Genomic DNA, 13,068 nt, shown 5'->3' with positions numbered 1-13,068 from the left:
TCGTCAGAACGAGAAGAACTTCACCACTGCGTGCCCCGAGGCCGACGTCTTCGTGAAGAAGGCGGTCAGGTCTTCGTGGCACGAGCGGAAGTGCGCCTGGGCCTCGGAGCCGTCCTTGTCCCAGCCGCCCCAGCCCACTTCGGACTTCGCGTCGGGCCACAGCGCGGTGAAGGAGGTTCCTGCCAAGAACTCCGCAGCCCGGCCGACGTCCTCCGGGCCGAGGATCAGGATCGGCGGCAGGGATTCTCCGGGGTCGAAGACGGGCCGGCCTCCGAAGACGGGCAGATCCTCGAGCTCCGTTCCCGTACGCGCGCACCGGTAGATCCTGGCCATCTGGTCGTGCGACTTCTCCAGGACGGCGCTGATCCCGAGCGCGGACTCCTCCGGGAAGCGATCCAGGGCGTCCCACATGGTCTGTTCCAACCATGCGTAATCGTCCCGGAGTTCGTTCTCCGGCATGGCCCGCAGATGCATGTGGACGCCCAACGCCTCAGGCCTCCAGCTTCGGCGGCAGGTCGAAGAGCGGGAACCAGCGCTCCACGTCCAGGAACGATGTGATGCCCGCGACCCGGCCCTCCGTGATCTCGATGACCATCAGTGCCCACGGGTCGAAGCCCTCGCCCGACTGGCTCGGGTGGTAGTGCGCGAACGCCGGTGTGCCGTTCGCGACCACCGGGACCAGGCGCGAGCCGCGGCAGACCTCGCCCACGCCCAGCATCCAGCCCACGATGTCGTCGTGGCCGCGCAGCCACAGGTCGTACGGCGGCATGGACAGCGTCGCGTCCTCATGGAGCAGCGCCGTCAGCGCCTGCATGTCGTAGCCCTCGAACGCCGACACGTACCGCGCCAGCAGCTTCTGCTGCTCCTCGTCCAGGGGGTCCGCCGTGTCCGTCGCCGCGGGCTCCGCCTCCGCCAGCGTCGAACGGGCCCTCTGCAGCGCGCTGTTGACCGACGCCACCGTCGTCTCCAGGAGCTCCGCGACCTCCGCCGCCTTCCACGCCAGCACCTCGCGCAGGATCAGCACCGCCCGCTGCTTCGGCGGCAGGTGCTGCAGCGCCGCCATGAAGGCGAGGCGGATCGTCTCACGCCCCACCGCCGTCTCCGCCGGGTCCTCGACCGACGCCAGCACCCGGCCGTCCGGGACCGGCTCCAGCCACGTCATCTCCGGGCGGGAGTTGAGCGCCGCCTGTGCGACGGGCGTCGACTCCGTCAGGTCCATGGGGCGGGCGCGCTTGTTGCCCGCGTTCAGCATGTCCAGGCAGACGTTCGTCGCGATGCGGTACAGCCAGGAGCGCAGCGAGGACCGTCCCTCGAAGCGGTCGAAGCTTCGCCAGGCCCGGACCATCGTGTCCTGGACCGCGTCCTCCGCCTCGAAGGCCGAGCCGAGCATCCGGTAGCAGTAACCGGTCAACTCCCGCCGGTGGCCTTCGAGTCGTGCGTCGATGTCAGTCGGTGCTGCAAGATCGCTCATCGTGAGCGCCCCCCTGCTGGAACCCAATCCGGTCAATGACTGGGAACCTACCTGAGGGCACTGACAATCGACCCCGTCCTTGCCGTCTTGCCGGCTCAGGTCCCGGGCTTCCGCCCGTACACGTACACTTCGTCGCCCTTCTTCAGCAGCGACCAGTACTTCTTCGCCGTCGTCGGCGTCATGTTCACGCAGCCGTGCGAGCCCGGCGGGTTCCACATCGACAGGTTCACCGAGTGGAAGGCCTCGCCGCCGTCGAAGAACTGGCTGTACGGCATGGCCACGTTGTAGATGTTCGAGACGTGGTGCAGGTCGCGCCAGTAGATCTTCTTCAGGCCGGTCCGGGTCGCGTACCCCTTGCGTCCCGTACGCACCGGCACCGGCCCGTAGACCAGCTTCTTGCCGTCCTGGATCCAGCTCAGCTGCCGGGTCAGGTCGACGCAGGCGATACGGCCCTTGTTGGTGGGGCACTTGCCGGCCTTGTTGGGCGTCTTGCCCGCGGCCTTCTGCTGGTTCATCAGGTTCATCACGCCCCAGGTGACCGGTCCCGCGTACCCGATCGTGGGGGTGATGCCGTGCTTGGACTGGAAGGCGCGTGTGGCCTTGCAGTCGGCGGCGGACTGCTTGCCGTCCACCGGGCGGCCGAGGAACTTCTCGACCTGCTTCTGGTAGGGACCCGTGCTGGTCGAGCACGAGGCTGCCTGGGCGGGGGCCGCACCGCCCAGCACCACCGTCAGCGGGACCACCAGTGCGGCGGTGATCCCGGCTGCGAGGGCGCTTTTTCGTATCTCTCTAGGCTTCACACTCAGATAGACAGACGGATCGGTCAGTCAGTTGCACGGACGGGGCGGAAGTTTCCGGCGGGCCGGGGTGCGGTCCTCGCCGCGTACGTCCCGTACAGCGTGATCGAGGCGACGCCGACGACCGCGAGCAGCCCGAGTGCGACCGTGCCGCCCCAGCCCCCGGCGTGGAAGGCGATCGCGCCGAGCGTGCCGCCGGCGCTGGAGCCCAGGTAGTACGCGGACTGGTAGAGCGCGGAGGCCTGGGCGCGGCCCGTCTTGGCCGTACGGCTCACGGAGGACGAGGCGACCGCGTGGCCCGCGAAGAAGCCCGCCGTGATGAGGACAAGTCCCAGCAGTACGGCGGCGATCGCGTCCGACAGGGAGAGCAGCAGACCCGCCGCCGTGGTCGAGACCGCGAGGTAGAGCGCGCCGCGGCGGCCCGTGCGGGCGACCAGCTTGCCCGCCGCCGCGGACGAGACCGTCCCCACCAGATAGACCAGGAAGATCGAACCGACAAGGCCCTGCGGCAAGTTGAAGGGCTCGGCGACCAGTCGGTAGCCGATCACCGTGTAAACCGCGCCGAAGACCGTCATGAAGAGCGCGCCGATCGCGTACAGGCGGCGCAGGAGCGGGTCGGAGAGGTGCGTGGCGACGGTACGGCCGAGGGCCCGCGGGTTGAGCGAACCGGTCGTGAAGTTACGGGCCTTGGGGAGCAGGATCCGGAACGCGACCGCGCACACGACGGCGATCAGCCCGATGACCGCGAGCGCCGCCCGCCAGCCCCACGCCTGGGCGACCCAGCCGGCGACGATGCGCCCGCTCATGCCGCCGATGGAGTTGCCCGCGACGAAGAGCCCGATCGCGGCGACCAGCGCCTTGGGCTGGACCTCCTCCGCGAGGTATGCCATGGCCGAGGCGGGGAGCCCCGCCAGCGCCGCGCCCTGAATCGCGCGAAGGGCGATGAGCCAGCCCAGGTTCGGCGCGAAGGGGACGAGCATGCCGATGCCCACGGCCACGGAGAGCGAGGCCGTCATCATGGTCCGCCGCCCGAAGCGCTCGCTGAGCGCGCTCAGCGGAAGCACGCACACGGCCAGCGCGCCGGTCGCCGCGGACACCGTCCAGCTGGCCTGGCTCGCGGTCACTCCGAACCCGGCGGTGATGGAGGGCAGCAGCGCCTGCGTGGAGTACAGCAGCGCGAAGGTGGCGATCCCGGCGGCGAAGAGCGCGAAGCTCATACGGCGGTAGCCGGGGCGGCCGGGGGTGAGGTGGACCGGCTGGGGCAACGGCGCGGCGGAGGCACTCACCGTGGTGAGTGCCCCGGTACTGGCAGGAGGCATGCCCCGATATTGGACCCACTCGTTTCATGCGTCCAATGCACGAAGAGCCCATAATCAATCCCATGGCGCATCAGCACAGCTCACAGCCCCGCCTGTCACCAAGCAGTTACGAAGAAGACATCACGCACCTCCTCGCGCCACGCCTCGCGTACTTCGAGGCGGTGGCCCGCCACGAGCACGTGACGCGCGCCGCGCACGAGCTCGCCGTACCCCAGTCGACGCTCTCGCGCGCGATGGTCCGCCTCGAAGCGGACCTTGGAGTCGCCCTGTTCGCCCGTAAGGGCCGCACGGTCTCGCTGACCCCCGCGGGCCGCACCTTCCTCACGACGGTCGAGCGCGCGCTCGCCGAGGTCGAGCGGGCGGCTGACTCGGTACGGGCGGACGCGGACCCGGCCACGGGCAAGGTGGCGTTCGGCTTCCTGCACACGATGGGCTCGGAGACGGTCCCGGCCCTGATCCGCGCCTTCCGCGCCGACCATCCCGGGGTCCGCTTCCAACTGGTCCAGAACTACGGCGAGGCCATGCTGGAACGCCTCCGCGCCGGCACCCTCGACCTCTGCCTGACCTCCCCGCTCCCGGACGCCCCCGACCTGGTGGCCCGCCGCCTGGACGAACAGCGCCTGCGCCTGGTGGTCCCGGACGACCACCGCCTGGCGACGCGCAAACGGGTCCGCCTCTCCGAAGCCGCGGACGAAACGTTCGTCACCCTCGAACCCGGCTACGGCCTGCGCCGCATCACCGACGACCTCTGCACGGAGGCGGGCTTCAAGCCCCGTATCGCCTTCGAGGGCGAGGAGGCGGAGACGCTACGAGGCCTGGTGGCCGCAGGCCTCGGGGTGGCCCTGCTCCCGCCCCCCGCGGTGGCGCGCCCCGGCGTCGTAGAGCTCTCCGTCACAGGTCAGCGGGCGGTACGCGAGATCGGCGTGGCCTGGCTGGACGGCCACCCGGACACGCCTCCGGTCGCGGCGTTCAAGGAGTTTCTGCTGTCGCGACGGGGTCACCTTCTGCCGGACTGACCGGGGCCGCTGTCGAGCGGTGCGCGAAACGGTCGGCTGCACGCCGACCGCGGCGCTCCAGGGGGATCATGCCGTGGGCCGCGGCGAGACCGTAGGGCGGCATGTCCGCGTAGATCGACTCGTACGAGCCCTCGGGCGCGATGTACGACTCGTGCCAGAGCCCCACGTGCGCGCGCCGCTTGCCCTTGGCCTCCTTGCGGTTGAAGCTCGCCCAGGCCTTGCGGTGGAGCATGTCGGGCGCGGAGGCGTAGGCGTAGAGCTTCTCCTTGGACTCCCAGTACTGGACGACGTAGTACGTGCGCGGGGAGGCGGTCAGCAGGACGTGGCCGAGGAGTCCCCGGCTCTTGTCCTTGCCCAGCTCGCGGAGCATGCGCGGCATGCCGATGAGCACCGGGCCCCAGTGGTGCACCGCCCAGAAGTGGTTGATGCGCATCCCGATCAGCAGGACCACCGCGTCCCCCTCGACGGCTGCGGTGGTGTTGCCCGGGATCGGCTTGGTGAACATCCTGCCTCCGGAAGTCATGTTGGATAATGGAGTTATCCATGCCTGGCTACTCGGATAATGTCGGTGTCCGACGGAAGGCGCAAGGGTGCGGTTGGCAGAGTTGAGTGAGCGGAGCGGCGTCTCCACCGCGACGATCAAGTACTACCTGCGGCAAGGGATGTTGGCGCCCGGCCGCAAGATCGGCGCGACCACCGCCGACTACGACGAGAGCCACGTACGCCGGCTGCGCCTCGTGCGCGCGCTCATCGAGGTCGGCCGGCTGCCGGTGGCCACGGCCAAGGAGGTCATCGGTTACATCGACGACGACTCCCTGGACCAGACGATGCGCCTGGGCGCGGCCCTCTGGGCCCTGCCGCACGGCCCCGAACCGGACGAGACCGACCCGTCGGTGGTCGCCGCGGCCCAGGAGGTGGACAGCCTGCTCGAAACCCTCGGCTGGTCGACGGCCCGCGAGGTGGGCGCGCTCTCCCCCGACTACCGCGCACTGGTCGTCGCGGTGACCACCCTCAGCCGTCTCGGCTACCCATGGGGCGGCGAAATGGCCGTCCCCTACGCCGAGTTGATGCACCAGGCGGCCATCCGCGACCTGGACTACATGGACACCCACTCCACCGAGACGGAGAAGGTGGAGACGGCCGTCGCCGCGACGGTCCTCATCGAGCCGGTGCTGCGCTCGCTCCGCCGCCTGGCCCAGGCGGAGGAGGCGGCCCGCCGCTACGGACTGTAGCTACCTCCGCAGCGACCGCCCGAACCCCGCCGCCAGGGGCATCCGCAGCCCCAGCGGCGGCGGAGCCGCCAGGGCGTCCGCGACCGGCCTCGCGTACGTCCGCGAGAACAGCGACCCCGTCACGAAGTCCGCCACCAGCGCGTGCACTTCGTCCTTGTGCTGGCGGAGCGCATGGCCGTCCGAGTGCACCTCGAAGCGGCACGTGTCGCGGTTCGTCTTCTTGATCCTCTCCGCCAGGCGGAAGGAGAGCTCGGGGTCGGTCCGTGCGTCGTTCGTGCCGTGCACGATCAGCACCTTCCTCCCCACCAGCTGCTTCACCGGCTCCGGAGTCGCCGCCATGTCGTCCTCCGGCAGCCAAGGGGCCAGCGCCAGCACGGAGTTGACCGCAGGGTGCGCCGCCGCGTGCAGCGCCGCCCTGCCGCCCATGCCGTGGCCGGCCAGGCAGACGGGGACGTCCCCGTAGCGCCGTACGACCTCCTCCACCGCCCAGCTCGCGTCCCGCGCGAGATGCGCGTCGGTGCCGTTCCAGCCGCGGTAGCGGTAGTGGACGGCATGCACCGCCAGGCCTTCGTCCGCGCCCGCGCGGCCCAGGCGGCGGGCCAGGGGCTGGGTCGCGGAGTACGTGAGGCGGGAGGGGCGGCGCTTCGAGTGGGGTTCGCCGTCGGGGAGCAGGAGGGTGACTCCGCTGACCGCCAGGCCGGTGCCAACTGCCCGTCCCAGCCTGGCTTCCGGCGACCGAAGTGCTTGCTGTGGCATAACAGAACAGTCTCAGAAGCAGAGGTGTACTCCACCCGTCCGCACGGTCTCTGTTACGTATCGACCCGCACATCCCCTGCACGATCTACGCGCGTAGGACTAGAGTGCGGAAATGACGAACGACATCAGCGGAGACCAGATCAGGCGCGCGCCCAAGGTGCTGCTGCACGACCACCTCGACGGCGGACTGCGGCCCGGCACGATCATCGAGCTCGCCCGCGAGGTGGGGTACGAGAACCTGCCCGAGACCGAGGCCGACAAGCTCGGGACCTGGTTCCAGGAGGCCGCCGACTCCGGATCGCTGGAGCGGTACCTGGAGACCTTCGCGCACACCTGCGCCGTCATGCAGACCCGCGACGCGCTCTTCCGCGTCGCCGCCGAGTGCGCCGAGGACCTCGCCGAGGACGGTGTCGTCTACGCGGAGATCCGGTACGCCCCCGAGCAGCACCTGGAGGCGGGCCTCACCCTGGAGCAGGTCGTCGAGGCCGTCAACGAGGGCTTCCGCGAGGGCGAGCGCCGCGCCCGTGCCAACGGCCACCGCATCCGCGTCGGCGCCCTCCTCACCGCGATGCGGCACGCAGCCCGCGCCCTGGAGATCGCCGAACTCGCCAACCGCTACCGCGACCTGGGAGTCGTCGGCTTCGACATCGCGGGAGCCGAGGCCGGATTCCCGCCCACCCGTCACCTCGACGCCTTCGAGTACCTGAAGCGCGAGAACAACCACTTCACGATCCACGCCGGCGAAGCCTTCGGCCTCCCCTCCATCTGGCAGGCCCTCCAGTGGTGCGGCGCCGACCGCCTCGGCCACGGCGTCCGCATCATCGACGACATCCAGGTCGCCGACGACGGCACCGTCAAGCTGGGCCGCCTCGCCGCGTACGTACGGGACAAGCGCATCCCCCTGGAGCTCTGCCCGACGTCCAACCTCCAGACGGGGGCGGCATCCTCGTACGCCGAGCACCCCATCGGTCTGCTGCGCAAGCTCCACTTCCGCGCCACCGTGAACACCGACAACCGGCTGATGAGCGGTACGAGCATGAGCCGTGAATTCGAGCACCTGGTCGACGCTTTCGGCTACACGCTCGACGACATGCAGTGGTTCACAGTCAATGCGATGAAATCAGCTTTCATTCCTTTCGATGAACGACTGGCCATGATCAATGACGTGATCAAGCCCGGATACGCCGAACTGAAAGCCGAATGGCTGTTCCGGCAGACCGCTGTGACCAGCTAGTTCGACAGAAGCAGCCGCGGACACGACAGCGGCCGGGTGAGGTTACGAATATCAACACCCGGCCGCAGAGGGGGGTTTGCGAGGCGCCATGAGCCCTGACTACCTTGCGGAGCCGCTCAATTTCCCCCGTCGCAAGGACGTTTTTCTCATGAAGCAGTCTGCTGCCAAGACTCTCGGTGTCGCCGTTCTCGGTGCCGCCTTCGCCGCAGCCGCCGCAGGCACCGCCTCCGCCTCGGTCGTCCCCTCCCTCCCGGACGCCACCTCCGCGCTGGACACCGTCACCCACACGCTCCCCGTCGAGGACGCCGCCGCCAAGCTCCCCGCCGGCGCCCCCGAGGCCCTGGGCGCCGGGCAGAACGCCCTCGCGAGCGGTCTCGCCACCGCCCCGTCGACCGCCGACCAGACGCTGCCGCAGACCCTGCCGGCCGACGGTGCGGGCGACCCGGTCGCCGGACTCCTCGGCGGCCTGCCGACCGGCGCGCTGCCGACGGGCGCCCTGCCGACGGGCGCGCTGCCCACCGGTGCCGTCCCGGGGCTCGGCAAGTAGTTCCGTACGAACGCAGCACGCAGAAGGGCGCCCACCGGATCTCCGGGGGCGCCCTCTCGCGTGTCTGTGTACGTACGGATTACCAGGCTGCGGACGACGAGTGCGTCTTGTCCTCCGCCGGGAGCAGGATCCACAGCGCCAGGTAGAGCAGGAACTGCGGGCCGGGGAGCAGGCACGAGACCACGAAGATCACGCGCATCGTCGTTGCGGAGGTACCGAAGCGCCGTGCCAGCGCTGCGCACACTCCGCCGAGGACACGGCCGTCGCGGGGGCGGGCAAGTGCGGACATGTGGGGCTCCTTCGCGAGCTGGGGTGGGAGCCGCTCGACCGCGCTCCCGATGTCTCCATGGTGGCGCCGGGGAGGGGTGCAAAGCGTCGGACTACGGGGCGATCCCGACCCTGGGAATCGTCGGGGTAGCCCCCTGAGAGGGCTCCTCCCGCAGGAGGGCCGACACGGCCCTCTTCTCCTGCCTGCGACGCAGACCCGCCCGCACGGCCGGTACGACGGCGAGGTGAGCCAGCGCCACCCCGGCCGTGTTCAGCAGCAGCGAGTCGATGTCGACGACCTGCCCGGGGACCCCGGTCTGCAGCAGCTCCACGGCCAGCGAGATGAGCGCTCCGGCGGCGACGGTACGGGCGAAGGACAGCCACGGCGAGACGTGCAGCCGCCCGCCGGCCAGCGGCAGCAGCACCCCGAGCGGGGCCAGCAGCGCGAGCCCCTCGCCGATCCGGCGCATCGCCTCGACCGCGCCCATGCCGAGATCGGCGCGGATCCCGGCGAAGGGGGTGAAGTTCGAGGCGGTCACCCACATCACGTCCAGCGGGCGCAGCGTCAGCCATCCGACGATCAGCAGATGAGCGACGAGGAGAACAGACCCCCCGACGCGGAAGCGGATGGCGGTATCACCGCCCATACCTTGACGCACGCCCCCCAAGACGCCCGGACCGTCGCGATCGGTTCCGCCGTGGCCGACGCGGTTGTGGCCGCGGGGTCAGGGGGCGACGGTCGGCGTCGGTTCGGGCAGCGTGGGGACGGCTTCGGGCCTGGCCTTGAGCTCCTGCGTACAGGCGTACGACCGCACCTGCTCCCCGCCCGGACCGCCGAGCAGCACCGCGTCGTCCTGCTCCTCGACCAGGGCGCTGTCCGCGTACGTGCAGACCACCTGGGCCAGCGCGGCGGACGGCAGGTCCTCGGGGGCGCGGTTGAGCCGCAGCGCGGTCCGCGGGTCGTTCTTGCGCGGTCCGTTCACGGTCAGGGAGCCCCGGACGTCCGTGGTGAACCCGGCCTGGCGCTCCGCGGTCGTCGGCGGCTCCTGGAGCTCGTCGAGCAGCATCTGCGCGACCCGGACGCGGTCCGCGGTGTCGGAGCCCTGCGGGATCTGGACCGTACGGTCGGCGGAGACCAGCTGGGAGCCGCAGACCAGGTAGATCCGTACGGGAATGCCCTCCATGGCCTGGGTGGCGACGTTCTCCGCGGGCAGGTCGCACGGCACGCGCGACGGCGCCTGCCCCGCGTCGACGGGGACGGAGGTGTCGCGGATGCCGCAGCCGGTGGCGGCGGCGCAGAGTGCGGCGATGCCGGCCAGCACGGTCGCGGCCTTACGGAACCTCATGCGCCGCTGCCCTCTTCGTCTTCTTCGTCGACCGCGGGGTCGGAGTCGCGCGGCAGCCGCAGTACGAACACCGCACCGCCCTCGGGGGAGTTGGCGGCCGTGATGGTCCCGCCGTGGATGTGGGCGTTCTCCATGGCGATGGAGAGCCCGAGGCCGCTGCCCTCGGAGCGCGGCCGCGAGGCGCTGGCCTTGTAGAACCGGTCGAAGACGTGCGGCAGCACTTCCTCGGGGATGCCGGGGCCGTGGTCCTGCACCGCGATGACGAGCTCCTCGCCCTCCAGGCCGACCGAGACCCGTACCGGCGAACCGCCGTGCTTGAGCGCGTTGCCGATCAGGTTGGCCAGGATCACATCGAGGCGGCGCGGGTCGAGCCGCACCATGATGCCGCGCTCGGCGTCGAGGTCCACGGCGTCCAGCCAGGCGCGGGCGTCGATGCAGGCGGTGATCTGGTCGGCGATGTCGACGTCGTCGAGGACGAGCCGGGCGGTCCCCGCGTCGAAGCGGGTGACCTCCATCAGGTTCTCGACCAGGGTGTTGAGCCGCCGCGTCTCGCTCACGACCAGCTGCACGGCGGGCGCGATCATCGGATCGAGGCTGTCGGCCTCTTCCTCAAGCACCTCGCTCACCGCGGTGATGGCGGTCAGCGGCGTACGCAGCTCATGAGACATGTCGGCGACGAACCTTCGACTGGCCTCCTCGCGCGCACTCATGTCGTCGACCTTCTTCTCCAGCGCGGCCGCCGTCTTGTTGAACGTCCGCGAAAGATCGGCGAGTTCATCGGTCCCGGAGACCCGCAGCCGGGTGTCGAGCTTGCCTTCGCCGAGGCGCCGCGCCGCATCGCCCAGGCGCTGCACCGGCTTCAGTACGGTCGTCGCCGCGGCCTGCGCGAGCAGCGCGGACCCGATGAGCGCGAGCGCGGTGGCGATGGCGAGGGACCAGGCCAGGGAGTTGAGGTCCTGCCGCTCCTTGTCGAGGGAGGTGAGCATGTAGCCGGTCGGACCGCCCCCGATGATCTTCGTCCCGGAGACCAGATAGGGCTGCTTGCGCAACGTGATGCGCTGCCAGAAGAGGTGGTACGTGTACGGGTTGCCCGGGGTGACCTTCTGCTTCTTGTTCACCGCGTCCTGCAGCGACTTGGGGACGTCGTTGAGCGTGAACCCGGCGGGGTTCGAGTACCCGAAGGCCTCCTCGCCCCCGTCCCCGCTCTCACCAACGAGCAGCACGCTGTAGTGCGGATTGCCGCTGCTCGACATCTGCACGGCGGCGGTCTGCAGCTGGCTCGCGGTCGGGTCGAGCGGCAGGGACGCGGCCCGGTTCTGCATCTCCTGGCGGAAGTCGTTGAGCGCGGAGTCCTGGGTGCGCGTCAGGACGGCCTCGCGGTTGAGCCAGTACGCGATGCCGGAGGCGGAGACGGCGGCGGTCAGTGCGACGAGCGCGAAGACGACGACGAGCCGGAGCCTGAGGCTGGTCCACCGCAGGCCGTGGAGGAACTTCCTTCTCACTGAGGCGTGTCCAGCCTGTAGCCGACGCCGCGCACGGTACGGATCAGGGTCGGCGAGGACGGCACGTCCTCCACCTTGGCGCGCAGCCGCTGGACGCACGCGTCCACGAGCCGCGAGTCACCGAGATAGTCGTGCTCCCACACCAGCCGCAGCAACTGCTGCCGCGACAGCGCCTGTCCGGGCCGCCGGCTCAGCTCGAGGAGCAGCCGCAGCTCGGTCGGGGTGAGCATCAGGTCCTCGCCGTTCTTCGTCACGGTCATCGCGGACCGGTCGATGACGAGGGACCCGAAGGCTGCGGAGTCGGTGGACTCGCGCTCCCCGCGGCGCAGTACGGCCCGGATGCGGGCGTCGAGCACCCGCCCCTGGACCGGTTTCACGACGTAGTCGTCGGCGCCGGACTCGAGTCCGACCACCACATCGATGTCGTCGTTGCGCGCGGTCAGCAGGATGATCGGCAGCTGGTCGGTGCGCCGGATGCGCCGGCACACCTCGAATCCGTCGATGCCGGGCAGCATCACGTCCAGCACGACCAGGTCCGGCCGCTGTTCGCGCAGCAGTTTGAGGCCGTCCTCGCCAGTGGCCGCCGTGGCGACACGGTGCCCCTGGCGTGACAGCGACAGCTCAAGGGCTGTGCGGATGGCGTCGTCGTCCTCGATCAGCAACAGGAAGGGCACGTTGGTCATTCTGGCCCATGGGACAGGGGGAGTTCGACAGTTGGTGCCCTCCCATTGAGACGCGTACCGCTGTGACAGCCCTGTGACAGTCGGCGGACACGGCCATGAAGGAGCGCGGGCAAGCTTTTCACCACAGACCGAACCGCTAGGAACCACCGACGGGGGGCGCGAGATGAACGCACTGCACAGCACCACCTCCAGCGCAGTAATCACGCGGCTCCACGACGTGACCGTGCCGGTTCAGAAGTCCGGTGCCGCGGGAGTGCGGGGGTGCTCGCGCAGCACCGGGCGTCAGCACACACCGTCGTTCATGACGGTGGTTGACGGGGGAGCCGGGGGCGCGTCGGCGTACGGGGAGGACTCGGGGGAGCGGCAGCAGTCCCTGTCGGAGGCGGAATTCACCGCCTACGTGCAGGAACGCCGCGCCTCCCTGTACGCGACCGCCTACCACCTCACGGGCGACCGCTTCGAGGCGGAGGACCTGCTCCAGAGCGCGCTGTTCTCCACGTACCGCGCCTGGGACCGGATCAGCGACAAGGCGGCGGTCGGGGGCTACCTGCGCCGCACCATGACGAACCTGCACATCAGCGCGTGGCGCCGCCGCAAGCTGAACGAGTACCCGACCGAGGAGCTCCCGGAGACGGCGTACGACACGGACGCGATGCGCGGCACGGAGCTGCGCGCGGTCCTGTGGCAGGCGCTGGCACACCTTCCGGAGCTGCAGCGGACGATGCTGGTCCTGCGCTACTACGAGGGCCGTACGGATCCGGAGATCGCGGAGATCCTGGACATCAGTGTCGGCACGGTGAAGTCGAGCATCTGGCGGTCGCTCCGCCGGATGCGCGAGGACGAGGTCCTCAGCTTCGGCCGTGACGAGGAGGAGTCCTTCGGCGAGCTGGTCGCCTGA

At 70.1% G+C, this 13,068-nt stretch carries 16 protein-coding genes; 5 read left to right on the top strand and 11 right to left on the bottom strand.

Features of this window, described 5'->3' with window-relative positions:
• Window positions 1-3 precede the first annotated feature (3 nt).
• From OG707_RS14390 to OG707_RS14375, 4 genes are all read right to left on the bottom strand, one after another.
• Window positions 4-459 carry a DUF1877 family protein gene (locus tag OG707_RS14390; protein ID WP_329127792.1) on the bottom strand — a complete coding sequence of 152 codons (456 nt, stop codon included), beginning with the start codon at window positions 457-459 and terminating at the stop codon, window positions 4-6.
• Window positions 460-490: 31 nt separating this feature from the next.
• On the bottom strand, window positions 491-1,471 hold the full coding sequence (locus OG707_RS14385; RefSeq protein ID WP_329118147.1) for a sigma-70 family RNA polymerase sigma factor: 981 nt from the start codon (window positions 1,469-1,471) through the stop codon (window positions 491-493).
• Between the two features lie 95 nt (window positions 1,472-1,566).
• Window positions 1,567-2,271: a L,D-transpeptidase family protein gene (locus OG707_RS14380; protein ID WP_329118145.1), complete on the bottom strand. Its 705-nt coding sequence runs from the start codon at window positions 2,269-2,271 to the stop codon at window positions 1,567-1,569.
• A gap of 23 nt (window positions 2,272-2,294) precedes the next feature.
• On the bottom strand, window positions 2,295-3,587 hold the full coding sequence (locus OG707_RS14375) for an MFS transporter (protein ID WP_329118143.1): 1,293 nt from the start codon (window positions 3,585-3,587) through the stop codon (window positions 2,295-2,297).
• A gap of 62 nt (window positions 3,588-3,649) precedes the next feature.
• Between OG707_RS14375 and OG707_RS14370 the strand changes: the two genes are divergently transcribed.
• Entirely contained in the window at window positions 3,650-4,603 is a 954-nt protein-coding gene (locus OG707_RS14370) for a LysR family transcriptional regulator (RefSeq protein WP_329118141.1), read from the top strand.
• Here the strand turns inward: OG707_RS14370 and OG707_RS14365 are convergent.
• A complete protein-coding gene (locus tag OG707_RS14365; RefSeq protein WP_329127790.1) occupies window positions 4,557-5,108 on the bottom strand; it encodes a DUF4188 domain-containing protein in 552 nt (183 codons plus the stop codon). The two genes, OG707_RS14370 and OG707_RS14365, sit on opposite strands and share 47 nt — an antisense overlap.
• Before the next feature lie 85 nt (window positions 5,109-5,193).
• Here OG707_RS14365 and OG707_RS14360 point away from each other — a divergent pair, with 85 nt between their 5' ends.
• The gene (locus OG707_RS14360) at window positions 5,194-5,835 is read left to right on the top strand and encodes a MerR family transcriptional regulator (RefSeq protein ID WP_329118138.1); all 642 of its coding nucleotides are present in this window, start codon (window positions 5,194-5,196) and stop codon (window positions 5,833-5,835) included.
• Here OG707_RS14360 and OG707_RS14355 read toward each other — a convergent pair whose 3' ends face one another.
• A complete protein-coding gene (locus OG707_RS14355; RefSeq protein ID WP_329118136.1) occupies window positions 5,836-6,591 on the bottom strand; it encodes a serine aminopeptidase domain-containing protein in 756 nt (251 codons plus the stop codon). It lies immediately after the preceding gene.
• 112 nt (window positions 6,592-6,703) lie between these two features.
• Between OG707_RS14355 and OG707_RS14350 the strand changes: the two genes are divergently transcribed.
• Entirely contained in the window at window positions 6,704-7,825 is a 1,122-nt protein-coding gene (locus tag OG707_RS14350; protein ID WP_329118134.1) for an adenosine deaminase, read from the top strand.
• Window positions 7,826-7,973: 148 nt separating this feature from the next.
• Window positions 7,974-8,372, top strand: coding sequence for an ATP-binding protein (locus OG707_RS14345; RefSeq protein WP_329118132.1), 399 nt, complete (start codon window positions 7,974-7,976; stop codon window positions 8,370-8,372).
• A gap of 79 nt (window positions 8,373-8,451) precedes the next feature.
• Here the strand turns inward: OG707_RS14345 and OG707_RS14340 are convergent, their stop codons facing one another.
• The 5 genes from OG707_RS14340 to afsQ1 form a co-directional block, all read right to left on the bottom strand.
• A complete protein-coding gene (locus OG707_RS14340; protein WP_329118129.1) occupies window positions 8,452-8,661 on the bottom strand; it encodes a PspC domain-containing protein in 210 nt (69 codons plus the stop codon).
• A gap of 91 nt (window positions 8,662-8,752) precedes the next feature.
• Entirely contained in the window at window positions 8,753-9,286 is a 534-nt protein-coding gene (locus tag OG707_RS14335; protein WP_329118128.1) for a VanZ family protein, read from the bottom strand.
• A gap of 78 nt (window positions 9,287-9,364) precedes the next feature.
• The gene (locus tag OG707_RS14330) at window positions 9,365-9,985 is read right to left on the bottom strand and encodes a hypothetical protein (protein ID WP_329118126.1); all 621 of its coding nucleotides are present in this window, start codon (window positions 9,983-9,985) and stop codon (window positions 9,365-9,367) included.
• Window positions 9,982-11,487 carry a HAMP domain-containing sensor histidine kinase gene (locus OG707_RS14325; RefSeq protein WP_329118124.1) on the bottom strand — a complete coding sequence of 502 codons (1,506 nt, stop codon included), beginning with the start codon at window positions 11,485-11,487 and terminating at the stop codon, window positions 9,982-9,984. The genes OG707_RS14330 and OG707_RS14325 overlap by 4 nt, the downstream gene beginning before the upstream one ends.
• The gene (gene afsQ1 / locus OG707_RS14320) at window positions 11,484-12,161 is read right to left on the bottom strand and encodes a two-component system response regulator AfsQ1 (RefSeq protein ID WP_329127789.1); all 678 of its coding nucleotides are present in this window, start codon (window positions 12,159-12,161) and stop codon (window positions 11,484-11,486) included. Before afsQ1 ends, OG707_RS14325 begins: the two co-directional genes overlap by 4 nt.
• A gap of 172 nt (window positions 12,162-12,333) precedes the next feature.
• Here afsQ1 and OG707_RS14315 point away from each other — a divergent pair, with 172 nt between their 5' ends.
• Window positions 12,334-13,068 (top strand): SigE family RNA polymerase sigma factor, encoded by a 735-nt coding sequence (locus OG707_RS14315; protein ID WP_329118122.1) that lies wholly within the window; start codon window positions 12,334-12,336, stop codon window positions 13,066-13,068.

Source organism: Streptomyces sp. NBC_01465 (assembly GCF_036227325.1).
In the GTDB taxonomy this organism is placed as follows: Bacteria; Actinomycetota; Actinomycetes; order Streptomycetales; family Streptomycetaceae; genus Streptomyces.
The sequence above is the reverse complement of the archived record's forward strand: the minus strand, read 5'-3'. Positions and strand labels throughout refer to the sequence as shown.

Excerpts from the sequence above, each read along its gene's own strand:
- OG707_RS14390 (WP_329127792.1), bottom strand. The coding sequence starts at position 459 with ATGCCGGAGAACGAACTCCGGGACGATTACGCATGGTTGGAACAGACC.
- OG707_RS14385 (WP_329118147.1), bottom strand. The coding sequence starts at position 1,471 with ATGAGCGATCTTGCAGCACCGACTGACATCGACGCACGACTCGAAGGC.
- OG707_RS14375 (WP_329118143.1), bottom strand. The coding sequence starts at position 3,587 with ATGCCTCCTGCCAGTACCGGGGCACTCACCACGGTGAGTGCCTCCGCC.
- OG707_RS14370 (WP_329118141.1), top strand. The coding sequence starts at position 3,650 with ATGGCGCATCAGCACAGCTCACAGCCCCGCCTGTCACCAAGCAGTTAC.
- OG707_RS14365 (WP_329127790.1), bottom strand. The coding sequence starts at position 5,108 with ATGTTCACCAAGCCGATCCCGGGCAACACCACCGCAGCCGTCGAGGGG.
- OG707_RS14355 (WP_329118136.1), bottom strand. The coding sequence starts at position 6,591 with ATGCCACAGCAAGCACTTCGGTCGCCGGAAGCCAGGCTGGGACGGGCA.
- OG707_RS14350 (WP_329118134.1), top strand. The coding sequence starts at position 6,704 with ATGACGAACGACATCAGCGGAGACCAGATCAGGCGCGCGCCCAAGGTG.
- OG707_RS14345 (WP_329118132.1), top strand. The coding sequence starts at position 7,974 with ATGAAGCAGTCTGCTGCCAAGACTCTCGGTGTCGCCGTTCTCGGTGCC.
- OG707_RS14340 (WP_329118129.1), bottom strand. The coding sequence starts at position 8,661 with ATGTCCGCACTTGCCCGCCCCCGCGACGGCCGTGTCCTCGGCGGAGTG.
- OG707_RS14335 (WP_329118128.1), bottom strand. The coding sequence starts at position 9,286 with ATGGGCGGTGATACCGCCATCCGCTTCCGCGTCGGGGGGTCTGTTCTC.
- OG707_RS14330 (WP_329118126.1), bottom strand. The coding sequence starts at position 9,985 with ATGAGGTTCCGTAAGGCCGCGACCGTGCTGGCCGGCATCGCCGCACTC.
- OG707_RS14315 (WP_329118122.1), top strand. The coding sequence starts at position 12,334 with ATGAACGCACTGCACAGCACCACCTCCAGCGCAGTAATCACGCGGCTC.